At 62.6% G+C, this 13,643-nt stretch carries 12 protein-coding genes; 4 read left to right on the forward strand and 8 right to left on the reverse strand.

Annotation, left to right across the window (positions count from 1 at the left end; genetic code table 11):
* Window positions 1–14: 14 nt before the first annotated feature.
* Window positions 15–1,013 carry a HEAT repeat domain-containing protein gene (locus M2282_RS07025; RefSeq protein WP_280808053.1) on the forward strand — a complete coding sequence of 333 codons (999 nt, stop codon included), beginning with the start codon at window positions 15–17 and terminating at the stop codon, window positions 1,011–1,013.
* On the forward strand, window positions 1,003–1,338 hold the full coding sequence (locus M2282_RS07030; RefSeq protein ID WP_280808054.1) for a DUF971 domain-containing protein: 336 nt from the start codon (window positions 1,003–1,005) through the stop codon (window positions 1,336–1,338). Before M2282_RS07025 ends, M2282_RS07030 begins: the two co-directional genes overlap by 11 nt.
* Here the strand turns inward: M2282_RS07030 and M2282_RS07035 are convergent.
* Together M2282_RS07035 and M2282_RS07040 are read right to left on the reverse strand one after the other, a co-directional pair.
* Window positions 1,330–1,947, reverse strand: coding sequence for a hypothetical protein (locus M2282_RS07035; RefSeq protein ID WP_280808055.1), 618 nt, complete (start codon window positions 1,945–1,947; stop codon window positions 1,330–1,332). The two genes, M2282_RS07030 and M2282_RS07035, sit on opposite strands and share 9 nt — an antisense overlap.
* Window positions 1,948–2,000: 53 nt before the next feature.
* Window positions 2,001–4,313: an ATP-binding protein gene (locus M2282_RS07040; RefSeq protein ID WP_280808056.1), complete on the reverse strand. Its 2,313-nt coding sequence runs from the start codon at window positions 4,311–4,313 to the stop codon at window positions 2,001–2,003.
* Window positions 4,314–4,942: 629 nt separating this feature from the next.
* Here M2282_RS07040 and M2282_RS07045 point away from each other — a divergent pair.
* Entirely contained in the window at window positions 4,943–5,242 is a 300-nt protein-coding gene (locus tag M2282_RS07045; RefSeq protein ID WP_280808057.1) for a hypothetical protein, read from the forward strand.
* Window positions 5,243–5,297: 55 nt separating this feature from the next.
* Here the strand turns inward: M2282_RS07045 and M2282_RS07050 are convergent, their stop codons facing one another.
* The 5 genes from M2282_RS07050 to M2282_RS07070 all read right to left on the reverse strand — a co-directional run bounded on the left by M2282_RS07050 (window position 5,298) and on the right by M2282_RS07070 (window position 12,427).
* Window positions 5,298–7,055: a bifunctional protein-serine/threonine kinase/phosphatase gene (locus M2282_RS07050; RefSeq protein WP_280808058.1), complete on the reverse strand. Its 1,758-nt coding sequence runs from the start codon at window positions 7,053–7,055 to the stop codon at window positions 5,298–5,300.
* A 34-nt stretch (window positions 7,056–7,089) separates the two neighbouring features.
* On the reverse strand, window positions 7,090–7,902 hold the full coding sequence (locus M2282_RS07055; RefSeq protein ID WP_280808059.1) for a formate/nitrite transporter family protein: 813 nt from the start codon (window positions 7,900–7,902) through the stop codon (window positions 7,090–7,092).
* Window positions 7,903–7,955: 53 nt separating this feature from the next.
* Window positions 7,956–8,297: a nitrite reductase small subunit NirD gene (nirD, locus tag M2282_RS07060; RefSeq protein ID WP_280808060.1), complete on the reverse strand. Its 342-nt coding sequence runs from the start codon at window positions 8,295–8,297 to the stop codon at window positions 7,956–7,958.
* Between the two features lie 21 nt (window positions 8,298–8,318).
* Window positions 8,319–10,847: a nitrite reductase large subunit NirB gene (nirB, locus tag M2282_RS07065; protein WP_280808061.1), complete on the reverse strand. Its 2,529-nt coding sequence runs from the start codon at window positions 10,845–10,847 to the stop codon at window positions 8,319–8,321.
* Window positions 10,848–11,245: 398 nt separating this feature from the next.
* Window positions 11,246–12,427, reverse strand: a complete 1,182-nt coding sequence (locus M2282_RS07070) for an ABC transporter substrate-binding protein (protein WP_280808062.1) — start codon at window positions 12,425–12,427, stop codon at window positions 11,246–11,248.
* Window positions 12,428–12,750: 323 nt separating this feature from the next.
* Here M2282_RS07070 and M2282_RS07075 point away from each other — a divergent pair, with 323 nt between their 5' ends.
* A complete protein-coding gene (locus tag M2282_RS07075; RefSeq protein ID WP_280808063.1) occupies window positions 12,751–13,167 on the forward strand; it encodes a MarR family winged helix-turn-helix transcriptional regulator in 417 nt (138 codons plus the stop codon).
* 32 nt (window positions 13,168–13,199) lie between these two features.
* On the opposite strand, the gene M2282_RS07080 is transcribed toward M2282_RS07075, so the two are convergent.
* Window positions 13,200–13,637: a CBS domain-containing protein gene (locus M2282_RS07080; RefSeq protein ID WP_206178668.1), complete on the reverse strand. Its 438-nt coding sequence runs from the start codon at window positions 13,635–13,637 to the stop codon at window positions 13,200–13,202.
* Window positions 13,638–13,643: the final 6 nt, after the last annotated feature.

Below are 13,643 nucleotides of genomic sequence, written 5' to 3' on the forward strand. Positions count from 1 at the left end.
CAAACAAACAAAGAATGACTTCCTCGCTCCTTGACGACCCCGAATTGCAGGCCATCGCCCCACGCCTGGCCTCGCCCGATGCCGAAGTGCGCCGCATCGCGGTGATGGACCTGGGCGACCTGTCCGACGAAGCGCACACGCCGCTGCTGGTCGCGGCGCTCCGCGACGACACGCCCGCCGTGCGCGCCGCCGCCGCGCTGGCACTCGAAACCATGGAGAACCAGTCCGCCGTCGAAGGGCTGGCGCAGGCGCTCGACGACCCCGATGCGCAGGTGCGCGAAGCCGCCGCCCACAGCCTGGCCGAACTGAAGGAACCCGCATCGGCCGCCTGGCTGTTGCCGCATGCGGGCACCGGCCCGGCGCGGGTGCGCGCCGCCGTGCTGCGTGCGCTGCGCGAACTGCGCGTGCCTGCAAGCGCTGGCCACGCGCTGGCAGTGTTGCAGGAGCCGCGCGCCGCGCAGGACACCGCCGACGCCATCGCCCTGCGCCGCGAAGCCATTGGCGTGCTCGGCTACCTGAAGCACGCGCCCGCGTTGCCTGCACTGGCCGGCCTCGCCGCCTCCGACCCGGTGGACGAAGTGCGCCGCGCGGCCGTGGGCGCGCTGGCCTTCGCGGCGGGCGATGCAGATGCGCGCGTCGCGCTGGAAACCGCGCTGCGCGATGCGAGCTGGCAGGTGCGTGAAGAAGCCGCCACCGCACTCGGCAAGCTGCAGCAGCCCGCGGCCGCAGCCGCGCTGCTGGTGGCGCTGGACGACGACTACTGGCAGGTGCGCCTGCGTGCGGCGCGCAGCCTGGGGCGGCTGCGCAGTGCCGAGAGCGTCACGCCGCTGCTCGCGGCGCTGGGCCACAGCATCAGCAACCTGCGCAAGGAAGCCGCGCTGGCGCTGGGTGACATCGGCGATGCAGGAGCGCTGCCCGCACTCGAACTTGCCGCGGATGATCCTGATCCCGAAGTGCGCAAATCGGCCCGGCTGGCCATCGTGCAGATCGGCAAGGCGGCCCATGACGCCTGAGTCCATCGTCGATCACCGCGCGCGGGCTGCGCTCGAGTTTTGCTGGGGGGACGGGGAGCGGTATCTGGCCACGTACCGGATGCTGCGGGCCAGTTGTCCTTGTGCCGATTGCAAGGTGCTGCGTGCGGCCGGTCGCGATGGCAATGCGGGTGGCGACGTGCAACTCGCGGACATCCAGCCGGTCGGGGCCTATGGCGTGCAGTTCGTGTTCAGCGATGGGCACCACCGGGGGATTTTTCCTTGGGGGTTTTTGAGGGAGTTACTGGAGGGGCGTGTACGGCACGAGGAGGTCTCGACTTTGCCGCTAACCACATCACTATCCTAGCGTCCCCTTGAGGGTAATTCCGTTTGATATCTGCAGATCGTCAAACTTGGCCGAAGTGATACTCCGATCTCCAGTTGTGCATCTAAAGAGTTCCAAGAAAAAGCGATATGAGGTCAGGTTGCACGAGTCGTTCAATGTTCGACTGCTTGTTCCCGCGACCCTTGTCGCGGAAGCACAGCGCACTCCTGATTTTGTATAGTTGAAAACAAATGAAGCTGGCGTAATGTCCAGCATTTTGTTGCACTGCTTGATAAGTTCTTTGTGACCAGCCGACGTCATTTGAGCATCTTCATCGACCCGCTTTGATTGAATCAGTACGCCTTTTGAATAGGTGAGTTGCGGTGTATTGATTGACACATGGAACAACATGTCTGCACCGGCCTTCTTCTCCTGAGCAGCACCTCCTTTGCGGTGCCGAAGAATAGACGAGGACCATGTGATACCACCAATCTTCCCATCAAAAGCAGAGTCCAACCGGCCTATCAGCGCCCCAGTAATGTCGTCTTCATCTGCCACCAGACCGTCCGCATACTTTTGCATCGCTGCCTTCACCGAACGATCTGCAGCACGTGCCGCTTTTCGAAAATCTTCTTCAAGGCGACTTTCCATTCCAACTCCAGAGGTAATTTTTTATTTTGGCGTGATTTTAGTCGCTGGCTTAATCAAGCCCCCTGAGCGACTTCTACCATCTCATCAAAATGCTTTTTATCCACCTCTTCAATCCATTGAAAAATGTTATTCAGCACGCTATGACTCTCGCCCGCAAGATTCTCCGCAGATTCTTCCGTAATTTCGATAACATCACTGTGTGAATATTTATTGATGAATCTATAAATCTTTTCTTTCAATTCGGGCGTGGTGACAGTGCAGCCCTCCAAGCCTGCATCCATTAACTGATTCACATCATTGCGACCGCGAGGAAATTTGAAGGTGAAAAATGACTCTAGCAATTTTCTCGCGAGATTGGCGGTCAAGAATGCCTCATCGCGGTCAAGCGTCGTCTTTACCCTGTATGCGAAAAGTTTCTTGAAAATGTAGTGATATTCAGACCCGTAATTTTTAAGCGATTCATCTGCATCTACCAACAGAGAATGACGGGGGGAGCCTGGCGGAGCATCCAGCCTATAAAAAAATGCTACTGGAGGCTTGGGCGGAGTCTTCTTCGCTCTATTCCTGTTCGTCGTCGTAAACCAGTCCCTCACAAGTTTGAAATAAGTGAAGTTGTGGGTGAGTACAAACAACTGTTTGGCATCTATGCATTGAGTTTTTAGAAAGGAGTAGGCATGAAATAGATGGTTGGAGTCGAAGCTTGAAACAGGATCGTCTACAACGACAATCGTGTCTTTGATGTTGTTCCCATTCTCCTTGAGCTTTGTGATGAAGTAGACGAAGGCAATTGCGGTCTTCTCCCCTTCACTAAGATTTCCATCATGCTCTCCAACTCCGTTTCTAATAATCTCATAGCCCTTCTTGACTTGGTTGAAGCTTAAGCAGAGTTCCGAGCGACCGATAAAACGATGGAGAATATCGTTGAACTCCTTGGCCCCGACAGTTTCATTGGATAAAAGAGCCTCAAGCTTCCCCACTTCTAGAGCAAGCCCATCAATTGTCTTCTTGTCGGTTGTTGCGGTCGCGTCTAAATCCTTGCACAGCTTCTCATTTCCTGCATAGTCAAACTCTTGAATCTCTGCCGCAGCAAAATGAAGCTCGAGAGATCTTTTGGCTTTGGAGGTTTCTGCACTGAAGTTGTCCGTCTTATTGTTGTGCTTCTTTACTAGGTCAACAATGGACGACAAGACGGCATTGAAGTTCGTCACATCATCTTCACCCATATCCAAAATCTGAATATCTGTTTTTGATGGATCAGTGATTTTTGCCTTGAGGACATCCCGCCAACCCTCAATTTGCTCATTGATTTTTTGAGCGGCTTCCTTGTATCGTTCTTCTAGCTTTGTCGCCTCAGCGGCGAATTCTTTATAAAAACTTATTGATGCAGGAAGACTATGGGCGGGCGCGCCTTGAGATTCGATCCATATTGCTGCATTGTTCAATCTAGTTTGAAAATCGGTGAATTCCTTGCTGAAATGAGCCGCCAAGGCTTCCGCGCGAGCTTTAGTGAATGGCTCCCCGCAGAATTCACAAGACTCTGACTTGTGGTGCTCGTGGATTTCCAAACCCTTCTGCACCCAGTCGCGGATAATAGGGTTTTCCGTAAGCCGCTCTATCGCCTGATTAATTGCCGTCGTTCCAATTAGATCGCGAATTCGACCAGCAGCCTTCTTGAAGTAACCCTCTTCAATTTCTATTGAGATGAAGGTAATGTTTGGCAGGTGGTCTGGCTTAGCTGAATTTGTTAGCTCAATGACTTTATCGTCTGAAAGCACCGATTCTTTTTTTGCGACCAATTCTCCGTTGCTCTCAATGAATTTTGAGAGCTTGCGGCGGTCGTAGTTCAGGTAATAACTATCGCTGGTATCAATAGCCTGCAGACCTGTCTTCATTTTTTTCGCTGTGCTGGTGAGAAATTTCTCCAGCGCTTCCGTTTTTGTGCGAACTTCCGTCAGATTTGCTGTGTGCGCTTTTTGCCTTTCTCCAAGTTCTTCCTTCTTTTTCTCCAAAGCCTGAAGATCATCAATCTTGTCCTTAGCAATAAGAAGAATACTCTTTACCGACTTGTCCCAATCAATGTTCTCGTGGATGAACCGCTGATTGAAGACATGGATGTTTATTTGCGAAGCCCCCAGATTTGCTTCAGTTAGCGAAGTCCCATCCTCCTGCGCGATAGAGAACTGGGCTCCAGCAAAGCGAGGAATCAGCGAACGGTTTTCAAGGCAGGAGAAAACATTAGAAAGGGTTGATTTTCCAGTGCCATTCCAACCATAAATAAGGTTGTACCTGCCAAACTGCTGAATGGCAGACCCGTTGTAGTCGGTAAAGATGCCGAATTGCCGAAGACGATTAATGCGAAGAATCACTTTTAGAGGCTCCCTCAACCGTGTGCCCGTCAAGAGCAGGCGTCACAAGTTGTGATCTCTATATGTAGGCGAAGGAAATGATTCTGTGGCGACCGGCGAGTTAACGTTAACCCTTGAAAGACCCACACTCTTTGATGCGCCCTGTAGCGGGACCGCCTGCGCTGCTGCCCTTGGCTGCGGCTCATGTCCAGCGTGAAACGACAAGCTATGGATCGGCGAGTTGGACGATTTGAGCGGCGGCAATCGCTGCAAGGCGAACGCTCGCAACGCGACAAGCTCAGCGTGAACGGATTGCGGGTTTCTCTTGATCTCAATCGCCGTTCGTGGCGGAGATCACGCGGGCTGCAAAGGCAAACACTTCGCGTAGCTATACTGCGCGCCGTCACGTCAAAAACAGGCGTGATCGGGATTGGACTCCCGTTGAAATCACTGCGACGCAAGCCGCAGTCACCCCCGCAGGGTCTGCGGCTTCGTCACTCTTGCTTCCTGTTTAGGCGGCTCGATGGGCGGGCGCAAGCCCGGCCGGTTTCACGCAAGTGGTTTCCCGGTAGTCCAACCCGTCGAGCCGCCGCCCTCGATTGGACTCGGGTGCGGTGGTTTCAGTAAATCGAAACCCTTGGAGGCCATGCATGGCTCACGTTCCCCCGTTCCCCACCCCCTTCGACCCTCACAGCGCCGCATCGCTCGCGCTGCGGGCCTGCGACGACATCGACAGCCTGCACGACGTGCGGCTCGCGTATGCGTGCATCGAGAAGCTCGTCGATCCGCAGCATGTGGGCGACTCGGAAGATGTCCACCCCATCCGCACCGAACTGAGCGCGCTGATGCGGCTGATGAACGAGGAGTTGCAGCGCCGCATCGAAACGACCGAGGCCACGATGCAGTCGCTGCGTCTGGCGGTGGACAAAGTCAACGTGGCGCCGTGCTGAGGTCTTCGATCGTCGGCTTGGCGGCCCTGCGATCCGCGCACTGAACCCAGCAGCCTCACCGCCCCAGGACCAACACCCCGAGCAGCACCGCCGACACGATGGCCAGCAACGCCGTGGTCGCCTGCCAGAAACGCACAGGGTGCCGCTCGATCAGCGGTGGCATGCGCACACGCAGAAACTCCTGCCCCGGTGCACGGAGGTCGTGCGCAAGCTCCGACACGGCCTCCTGCCGCTTGAGCGGATTCGGATTCAGCGCCTTCTGCAACACCGCATCGACCCACTCGGGCAGGTCGGGCCGCAGGTGGCGCGCCGGCACATAGCGCAGCCGGTTCACATCGGCGGCCGACCGCACCCGCGACACCTGCAACCCATACGGCAACTGCCCCGTGAGCATCTGGTAGACGATCACCGCCATCGAGAACAGATCAGACCGCGCACTGCCGCCATGGCCGGTGAAGTATTCGGGCGCCGTGTACTGCAGCGTGCCGGTGATAGCGAGCGGCCTGCCCTCGCCCGCCCCATCGGCGAGCCCCGCCACATGGGTCGTCGCGAGGTCGATGATCCGCACGGTGCCGGTGCGGTCGATCATCACGTTCTCGGGCCGCACGTCCTGGTGAAGCATCTCCTTGCCGTGCAGCGCCTGCAGCCCGCTCGCGAGCTGCTCGGCGATGCGGCGCACGCTGTCGAGCGACGGCTTGGGGTTGTCGACCATCCATTGCGCCAGCGTCTGGCCATCGACGTATTCCATGGCGACGTACAGGTGGCCGCGCGTGCGGTCGATCGCGCTCGCCTTCAGCACATGCACGTTGTCGATGCGCCGCGCCACCCACTCCTCGAGCACGAAGCGGTCGAGGTACTCCGGGTCGTCGCGCAGGTCGACCGATGGCAGCTTCAGCACGACCTGCTGCCCGCTGGCATCGTCCACGGCCAGGTGCACGTGGCTGCGCGAGCTCACATGGAGTTCGCGCACGAGGGTGAAGCCTTCGAAGCGCGCGCGGGGCGCGAGCGGCGGCGCGATGGCGAGCCCCTCGCGTTGCATCGGAAGCTGTGCGGCGTCGGCCGGCGGCAGTTCGTCGATGCGCACGAGCTGCACCGTGCAGTCGTCGTCGCTGCCGCGGGCTCGCGCGGCCTCCGCGAGCAGCCGTGCGGCAGCGTCGAAGTCGTCGCCGCAACGCGCGATCGCGTCGTGCACCGCGGCGGCATCGATGTGTCCATAGGCGCCGTCGGTGGCCAGCAGGTAGACCTCGCCCACTTCCGCCTCCCAGCAGCGGTAGTCGATCTCCACGTTCGGCCCCGCGCCCAGCGCGCGGCCGAGGTACGACTCGACCGACGACAGGTGCACGCGGTGGTCTTCGGTGAGCTGCTCAAGCCCGTTCGGATGCAGGCGGTGGATACGCGCATCGCCCACGTGCAGCATGTGCACGTCGCGGCCCTTGAAGATGAGCGCGCTGAAGGTGCAGACGTAGCCGCTGTCCTTGTCGAAGCGCGCGTCGCTGCGCATGGTCTGCGCGTGCAGCCACGAGTTGGTGGCGCTCAGCACCCGCTGGGCCGCTCGGCGCACCGACCATGCATCGGAGGTGGCGTAGTAGTCGTCGAGAAAGCCCCGCACCGCCGCCGCGCTCGCCACCTGGCTCACGCGGCTGGAGCCGATGCCATCGGCGAGCGCGACCGCGATGCCCTTGGACATGCGCAGCGTTCCCTCGGGCAGCATCGCGCCGTAGAAGTCCTGGTTGACCTGGTTCAGCGCGCCGGGCTTGGCCAGCGAGTGCTGGCCGAGCGTCACGTGCAGTGCCTTGTGCGTGGGCATCAGCATCGAAGCGATGCGTGTGCGTCCGAGTGGCCGTTGCTCAGTTGGTCTTGCGCTTGGGCGCCGTCTTGTAGTGCGTCGAGTACAGCGTCAGCCCCACGAAGGTCAGGCCGCCGACGAGGTTGCCGATGACGGTGGGAATCTCGTTCCAGATCAGGTAGTCCATCAGCGTGAACTTGCCGCCCAGCAGCAGGCCGGTGGGGAACAGGAACATGTTGACGATCGAGTGTTCGAAGCCCATGTAGAAGAACACCATCACGGGCATCCACATGCCGATGGCCTTGCCTGACACGGTGGTGGACATCATGGCCGCGACCACGCCGGTGGAGACCATCCAGTTGCACATCACGCCGCGGATGAACAGCGTCAGCATGCCAGCGGCGCCGTGCGCGGCATAGCCCACGGTGCGGCCTTCGCCGATGTGGCCGAGCTTCTCGCCGATGGCGTTGGGCGCCTCGCTGAAGCCGAAGGTGAAGATGATCGCCATGAACACCGCCACGGTGAGCGCGCCCGCGAAGTTGCCCACGAACACCAGGCTCCAGTTGCGCATGACGCCGCCCCAGGTGGCGCCGGGGCGCTTGTCGAGCACGGCGAGTGGCGCGAGCGTGAACACACCGGTCAAGAGGTCGAAGCCCAGCAGGTACAGCATGATGAAACCGACCGGGAACAGCATCGCACCCACCAGCGCATTGCCGGTGTTCACGGTGATGGACACGGCGAAGGCCGCGGCGAGCGCCAGGATGGCACCGGCCATGTAGGAGCGGATGAGCGTGTCGCGGGTGGACATCAGCAGCTTGGATTCGCCGGCATCGACCATCTTGGTCACGAACTCGGCGGGGGCTAGATAGGCCATCGGGGATTCCTTGAGAAAGCAGAGAAAAGATTGAAGCGTCGAAGGTGCGCGGCTCAGCCCAGCGCGACGAGCACGCGGCCCTCATCCACGCGCACCGCATGGGCGCGCACCGAGTACTCGGGCGCTTCCAGGCATTCGCCGCTGCGCAGGTCGAAGTGGTTCTTGTAGAGCGGCGAGGCGACGACGATGCGGTCGCCCAGGCTTCCCACCAGCCCGCGCGAGAGCACGCTGGCGCCGGCCTTGGGGTCCACGTTGTCGATGGCGTACAGGGCCTGCTCCCGGCCCACGCTGAAGATCGCGACATGCACGCCGTCGACCAGCGCGCAGACGCCTGTGTCCGGGAGGATGTCGGTGGCCGCGCAGACGGCGGTCCATTGGAGGGTGTCGGTGGTCATCGTGGAGATCCTCGGTTTTCGTCAGACGGTTTCGGCATCGGCTTCGGTGCTGCGCTCTTCGGCGCGGGCCGGGCGGATCTGGCCGCGTTCCTTCACGAACACGATGTGCTCGTCGGGCTTCTCGCTGTTGACGAAGGAGCGGAAACGCTGGCGCGTGGCGGGGTCGTTCACCGCGGTCTTCCATTCGCACTGGTAGGTGTCGACCACGCTCTGCATCTGCACTTCGAGTTCGCCGGCGATGCCCAGGGTGTCCTGCAGCAGCACGCCCTTGAGGTAGTCGAGCCCGCCTTCGAGGTTTTCGCGCCAGGTGCTGGTGCGCTGCAGGCGGTCGGCCGTGCGCACGTAGAACATCAGGAAGCGGTCGATCAGCTGGATCAGCTGCGCCTTGGTGAGGTCCGAGGCAAAGAGCTCCGCATGGCGCGGCTTCATGCCGCCGTTGCCGCAGACGTAGAGGTTCCAGCCCTTCTCGGTGGCGATGATGCCCACGTCCTTGCCCTGCGCCTCGGCGCATTCGCGGGTGCAGCCCGACACGCCGAACTTGATCTTGTGCGGCGCGCGCAGGCCCTTGTAGCGGTTCTCCAGCTCCACGGCCAAGCCCACGCTGTCGTCCACGCCGTAGCGGCACCAGGTCGAGCCCACGCAGCTCTTCACCGTGCGCAGTGACTTGCCATACGCGTGGCCCGACTCGAAGCCCGCGGCGATGAGTTCTTCCCAGATCGAGGGCAGTTGCTCCACGCGCGCGCCGAACATGTCCACGCGGGCGCCGCCGGTGACCTTGGTGTAGAGGCCGTACTTCTTCGCGACCTGCCCCACGGCGATGAGCCCGTCGGGCGTGACCTCGCCGCCCGGCATGCGCGGCACGACCGAATAGGTGCCGTCCTTCTGGATGTTGCCGAGGAAGTAGTCGTTGCTGTCCTGCAGGCTAGCGAGGTTCTTCTTGAGCACGAACTCGTTCCAGCACGAAGCGAAGATGCTCGCCGCCGTCGGCTTGCAGATGTCGCAGCCCAGGCCCTTGCCATGCTTGGCGAGCAGGTCCTCGAAGCTGCGGATCTCGCCCACGCGGATCAGGTGATAGAGCTCCTGGCGCGAGTACGCGAAGTGTTCGCACAGGTGGTTGTTCACGGCCATGCCGCGCTTGGCCATCTCCACCTTCATCACCTGCCCCACCAGCGCCACGCAGCCGCCGCAGGTGGCGCCGGCCTTGGTGCAAGCCTTCATTTCGGCAACGGTGCAGGCGCCCTCGCCCACGGCCGCGCAGATCTGGCCCTTGGTCACGTTGTTGCACGAGCAGATCTGTGCCGTGTCGGGCAGCGCGTCCACCCCGAGGCCGGGGCGCGCCTTACCGTCGCTCGAGGGGAGGATCAAAAACTCCGGGTCCGCCGGCAGCGCGATGCCGTTGAGCGCCATCTGCAGCAGCGTGCCGTATTCGGCCGCATCGCCGACCAGCACCGCGCCGAGCAGCTGCTTGCCGTCTTCGCTCACCACGATCTTCTTGTAGATCTGCTTGTGCTCGTTGATGTATTGGTAGGCGCGCGAGTGCGGCGTCTTGCCGTGCGCGTCGCCGATGCTGGCGACATCCACGCCCATCAGCTTGAGCTTGGTGCTCATGTCCGCGCCGATGAAGGCGGCGTCCTGCTGGCCGGCGATGTGCTTGGCGGCGACTCGTGCCATGTCGTAGCCGGGCGCGACGAGGCCGAAGGTCTGTTCGTTCCACGAGGCGCACTCGCCGATGGCATACACATCGTGGTCGCTCGTGCGGCAGTGGCTGTCGATCGCCACGCCGCCGCGCGGGCCGATGGCCAGCACCGACTCGCGGGCCAGTTCGTCGCGCGGGCGGATGCCTGCGGAGAACACGATCATGTCGGTCTCCAGGTACGTGCCGTCGGCGAACACCATGCGGTGCCGCGCGGCGGCGCCGTCGGTGATCTCCACCGTGTTGCGGCCCGTGTGCACATGCAGGCCCAGCGCCTCGATGCTGCTGCGCAGCGCGCGGCCGCCGCCTTCGTCGACCTGCACCGCCATGAGACGCGGGGCGAACTCGACCACGTGCGTCTCCAGGCCCATGTCGCGCAGCGCCTTGGCGCACTCCAGGCCCAGCAGGCCGCCACCGACGACCACGCCGCTCTTGGAGCGTGCGCCGCATTCCTTCATGGCCTCCAGGTCTTCGATGGTGCGGTAGACAAAGCAGTTGGCGCGGTCGCGGCCGGGCACGGCCGGCACGAACGGCGAAGAGCCGGTGGCCAGCACGAGCTTGTCGTAGGGCACCACCTCGCCTTCGGCCGTGGTGAGCGTGTTGTTGCGGCGCTCGATGGCCACGGCCTTGGCTGCCAGGCGCAGCGTGAAGCCGCTGCGCTCGAAGAAGCCGGGCTCGACCAGCGAGAGGTCTTCGGCGGTCTTGCCTGCGAAGAACTCGGAGAGGTGCACCCGGTCGTAGGCCGCGCGGGGCTCTTCGCAGAACACCGTGACCTCTGCATCGGCAACGCCGAGTTCGTGGAGTTGCTCTAGAAACTTGTGGCCCACCATGCCGTGGCCAATGACTGCGATTTTCATGTCGGATCCTGCGTGCAGCCGGCCATGCGTCAGTCCGCCATGGACCCCGTCGCAAAGACGGCAATCCAGGGCGAGCCCCCGCAAGGGACGGATGCGAATCGGGTTGGAACGGACGTACTGCCGGCCTTGGTTGAACAAAGCTTGCAGTGCGCTCGGGTCCGCCGTCGTTAGCGGAGGCACTGTGAGTGCCGCGGCGGCGTTGCCGCGGAACAGTGCAAGACCCTGCGCAACATCCGTGCCAGGCCTTTCAGCCGGCTTTCATGCCGCATCGCACCAAATCCGGTGCCGCAGTCGCCGTGGCATGCGGCGGCGTGCGCCGTTGTGGCGCACGCATCGTCCCGTTTGGTGCGGCAGGCGCCGGGCGTCGCGTGGCGCAGGAGCCCGCTCGCCCTGGTCGATCAGCGCAGGTAGCGCCCGCCCGGGGCCACCATCACCAGCTCGACGAAATGCGAGCCGTGGTGGTTCTCGGGGCTGTAGTCGACCGTGTAGCCGCCGATGTCGGCCATCCGCATGCCCTCCATCGCCGCGACCAGCTTCTGGGGCGTCACGCCCCTGCCCGCGCGCTTCAGGCCCTCCAGCAGCACCGTGAGGTTCAGGTAGCCGAAGAAGTGGTCGTAGTCGACCGGGAGGTCCGCCGCCGCCATGGCCGCGTGGTAGCTGCGCGTGAGCGTGCTCGTGGCGCGGAAGGGGTACGGCACGATCTGCGCGACGGCCAGGCCACGGGCCTCGTCGCCGAGCGCCTCGATCAGGGGGCGCGAGTTGGCGATGCTCACGCAGTAGATGGGCGCCGCGATCTTCTGCCGCGCCGCCTTGACGAACGGCACCATCGACGGCCCGAAGGACATGAAGATCAGCGCCCGCGGCTTGGCGGCCGCCAGCGTGGCGACGGCGGCCGCCGCGTCGCTGCCGCTGACTTCGAGCGGCACCTTGGCCACCAGCGTGGCGCCGAGCTCCTTGCAGGTTTCCTCGACCACCGGCGCCATCAGCTGCCCGAACGGGCTGTTCTGGTAGACGAGGCCGATCTCGGCCTGGTGCAGCGTGACGAGGTTGCGCACCATCTGTACCACCTCGTCGCGGTAGCTCGCCATGGTCGTGAAGAAGTACGGGTTGTGCTTGGCGCGAAGCACCGGCGAGCCGCTGTAGACGCCCACGAGCGGCACCTTCTTCTCGACGAGCAGGGGCAGCACGGCGCCCGCGCCGGCGGTGTTGGTCAGGCCGAAGAGCGCAACCATGTCGGGGCGCGCGAGCAGCTCCTTCGCGTTCGACACCGTTTTCTGCGCGTCGTAGGCGTCGTCCAGCGTGACCAGGCTCACGCTCCTGCCCTCGACACCGCCCTTGCGGTTGAACTCGGCCAGCGCCATTTCCTGGCCGCGCAGCACCGCCCGCAAGGTGGGCGCGAGCGGGCCGCTCAGGTGCGCGCTCTGGCCGATGACGATGTCGCCGCCGGGTTTCGCAGCCGCCGTCGCTGCTGTCGTGCTCGTGGCGGCCAAGGCGGGCCGTGCAGCAAAGCCGGTTGCAGCGCAGGCAATGGCAATGGCCGCGCGGCGGCGGGTGATCGGACGCACCGGTTCCTGGGTCATGAATGTCTCCTCGTTCTTGTTGAAGGCGCCGGATGCTGCGGCTCCCGCGAGGAATGGCAATGTCTTTTGGGCGACATCGCGCCGATGAAAGTGGACCGGCCCGTCGACTTTTTCACGGTCCTTTCGAATGGAGTGCTACCAATCGTGAAAAGAAAGGGTTGTGTCTCTTGATTTGTTCATGCGACCTATTTATTGGGCTGTTCCAATCCTGCCGAGGCCGGCTCCATTGCCCTGCGGTCTGCTCACGTATGCCCGCGCGGCGGCTCGGGCGCATGGGCCGCGCTGCTACATTGCCCTCCGTTCGCACATCACTTGGAAACGCAATGGCCAGCCAACGGGGAAGCGTCGGGAAGCAGCACCTGGAGGCGCTGTCCGATTTCAGATTCAGGCTTCGCAGCTTTCTTCGCTTCAGCGAAGACGCCGCGAGGGCCGAGGGCATCACGGTGCTCCAGTACCAGCTGATGCTGCACACCCAAGGGTTCCCTGGCCGCGAATGGGCCACGGTCAGCGAGATTGCCGAGCGGCTGCAGGCCCAGCCCCACGGTGTGGTCGCGCTCGTGTCGCGCTGCGAAGAAGCGGGTCTGGTCAAGCGCAAGCCCAGCAGCACCGACCGCCGGCAGGTCGAGGTGCACCTGCTGGCCGCGGGACGCAAGAAGCTGGAGCAGCTGGCGGTGCTGCACGAAGACCAGGTGGCGCAGCTGGCGGAGGTGGTCTCGCTCGCGAGCCGTGGCGGCGCCTAGCCCGGAGCGATCTTCCTCGCCCCTGACTTTCATCACCCCAAAGCGTCGTTCACCTGCTCGTTGAATTCCGTCTGGCTGAGCGCCGTGCCGATTTCCCGCGGCAGCGCATCGCGCACCGAGAACACCCCGAGGATCTTCGCGCCCGCCACCAGCGGCAGGTGGCGAAAGCCCCGCTCCAGCATCAGCACGACGGCATCGGACACCAGCGTCTCCGGCGGCACGCAGATCGGGTTGGGCGTCATGACCTCGCGCACCGGCGTGCGGTCGGGGTCGAGGCCCTTGGCGAGCACACGGGTCATCAGGTCGCGTTCGGTGAGGATGCCCACGAGCGTGTCAGGCAGTTCCATGACGAGCACGCTGCCGCAGTTGGCGCGCGTCATCACGCAGGCGGCGTCGCGCACGCTGGCCTGCGGCCCGAGGCTGATCACGTGCTTGCGCGAGACGGACTGGAAAACGGTGCGCTCGGCCATGGTGGG

It is taken from the genome of Variovorax boronicumulans (assembly GCF_029892485.1).
Classification (GTDB): Bacteria; Pseudomonadota; Gammaproteobacteria; order Burkholderiales; family Burkholderiaceae_C; genus Variovorax; species Variovorax boronicumulans_B.

Coding starts and splice junctions, on each gene's coding strand:
- M2282_RS07075 (WP_280808063.1), top strand. CDS start 12,751: ATGGCCAGCCAACGGGGAAGCGTCGGGAAGCAGCACCTGGAGGCGCTG.
- M2282_RS07035 (WP_280808055.1), bottom strand. CDS start 1,947: ATGGAAAGTCGCCTTGAAGAAGATTTTCGAAAAGCGGCACGTGCTGCA.
- M2282_RS07025 (WP_280808053.1), top strand. CDS start 15: ATGACTTCCTCGCTCCTTGACGACCCCGAATTGCAGGCCATCGCCCCA.
- nirB (WP_280808061.1), bottom strand. CDS start 10,847: ATGAAAATCGCAGTCATTGGCCACGGCATGGTGGGCCACAAGTTTCTA.
- M2282_RS07050 (WP_280808058.1), bottom strand. CDS start 7,055: ATGCTGATGCCCACGCACAAGGCACTGCACGTGACGCTCGGCCAGCAC.
- M2282_RS07030 (WP_280808054.1), top strand. CDS start 1,003: ATGACGCCTGAGTCCATCGTCGATCACCGCGCGCGGGCTGCGCTCGAG.
- M2282_RS07080 (WP_206178668.1), bottom strand. CDS start 13,637: ATGGCCGAGCGCACCGTTTTCCAGTCCGTCTCGCGCAAGCACGTGATC.
- M2282_RS07055 (WP_280808059.1), bottom strand. CDS start 7,902: ATGGCCTATCTAGCCCCCGCCGAGTTCGTGACCAAGATGGTCGATGCC.
- M2282_RS07070 (WP_280808062.1), bottom strand. CDS start 12,427: ATGACCCAGGAACCGGTGCGTCCGATCACCCGCCGCCGCGCGGCCATT.
- nirD (WP_280808060.1), bottom strand. CDS start 8,297: ATGACCACCGACACCCTCCAATGGACCGCCGTCTGCGCGGCCACCGAC.
- M2282_RS07045 (WP_280808057.1), top strand. CDS start 4,943: ATGGCTCACGTTCCCCCGTTCCCCACCCCCTTCGACCCTCACAGCGCC.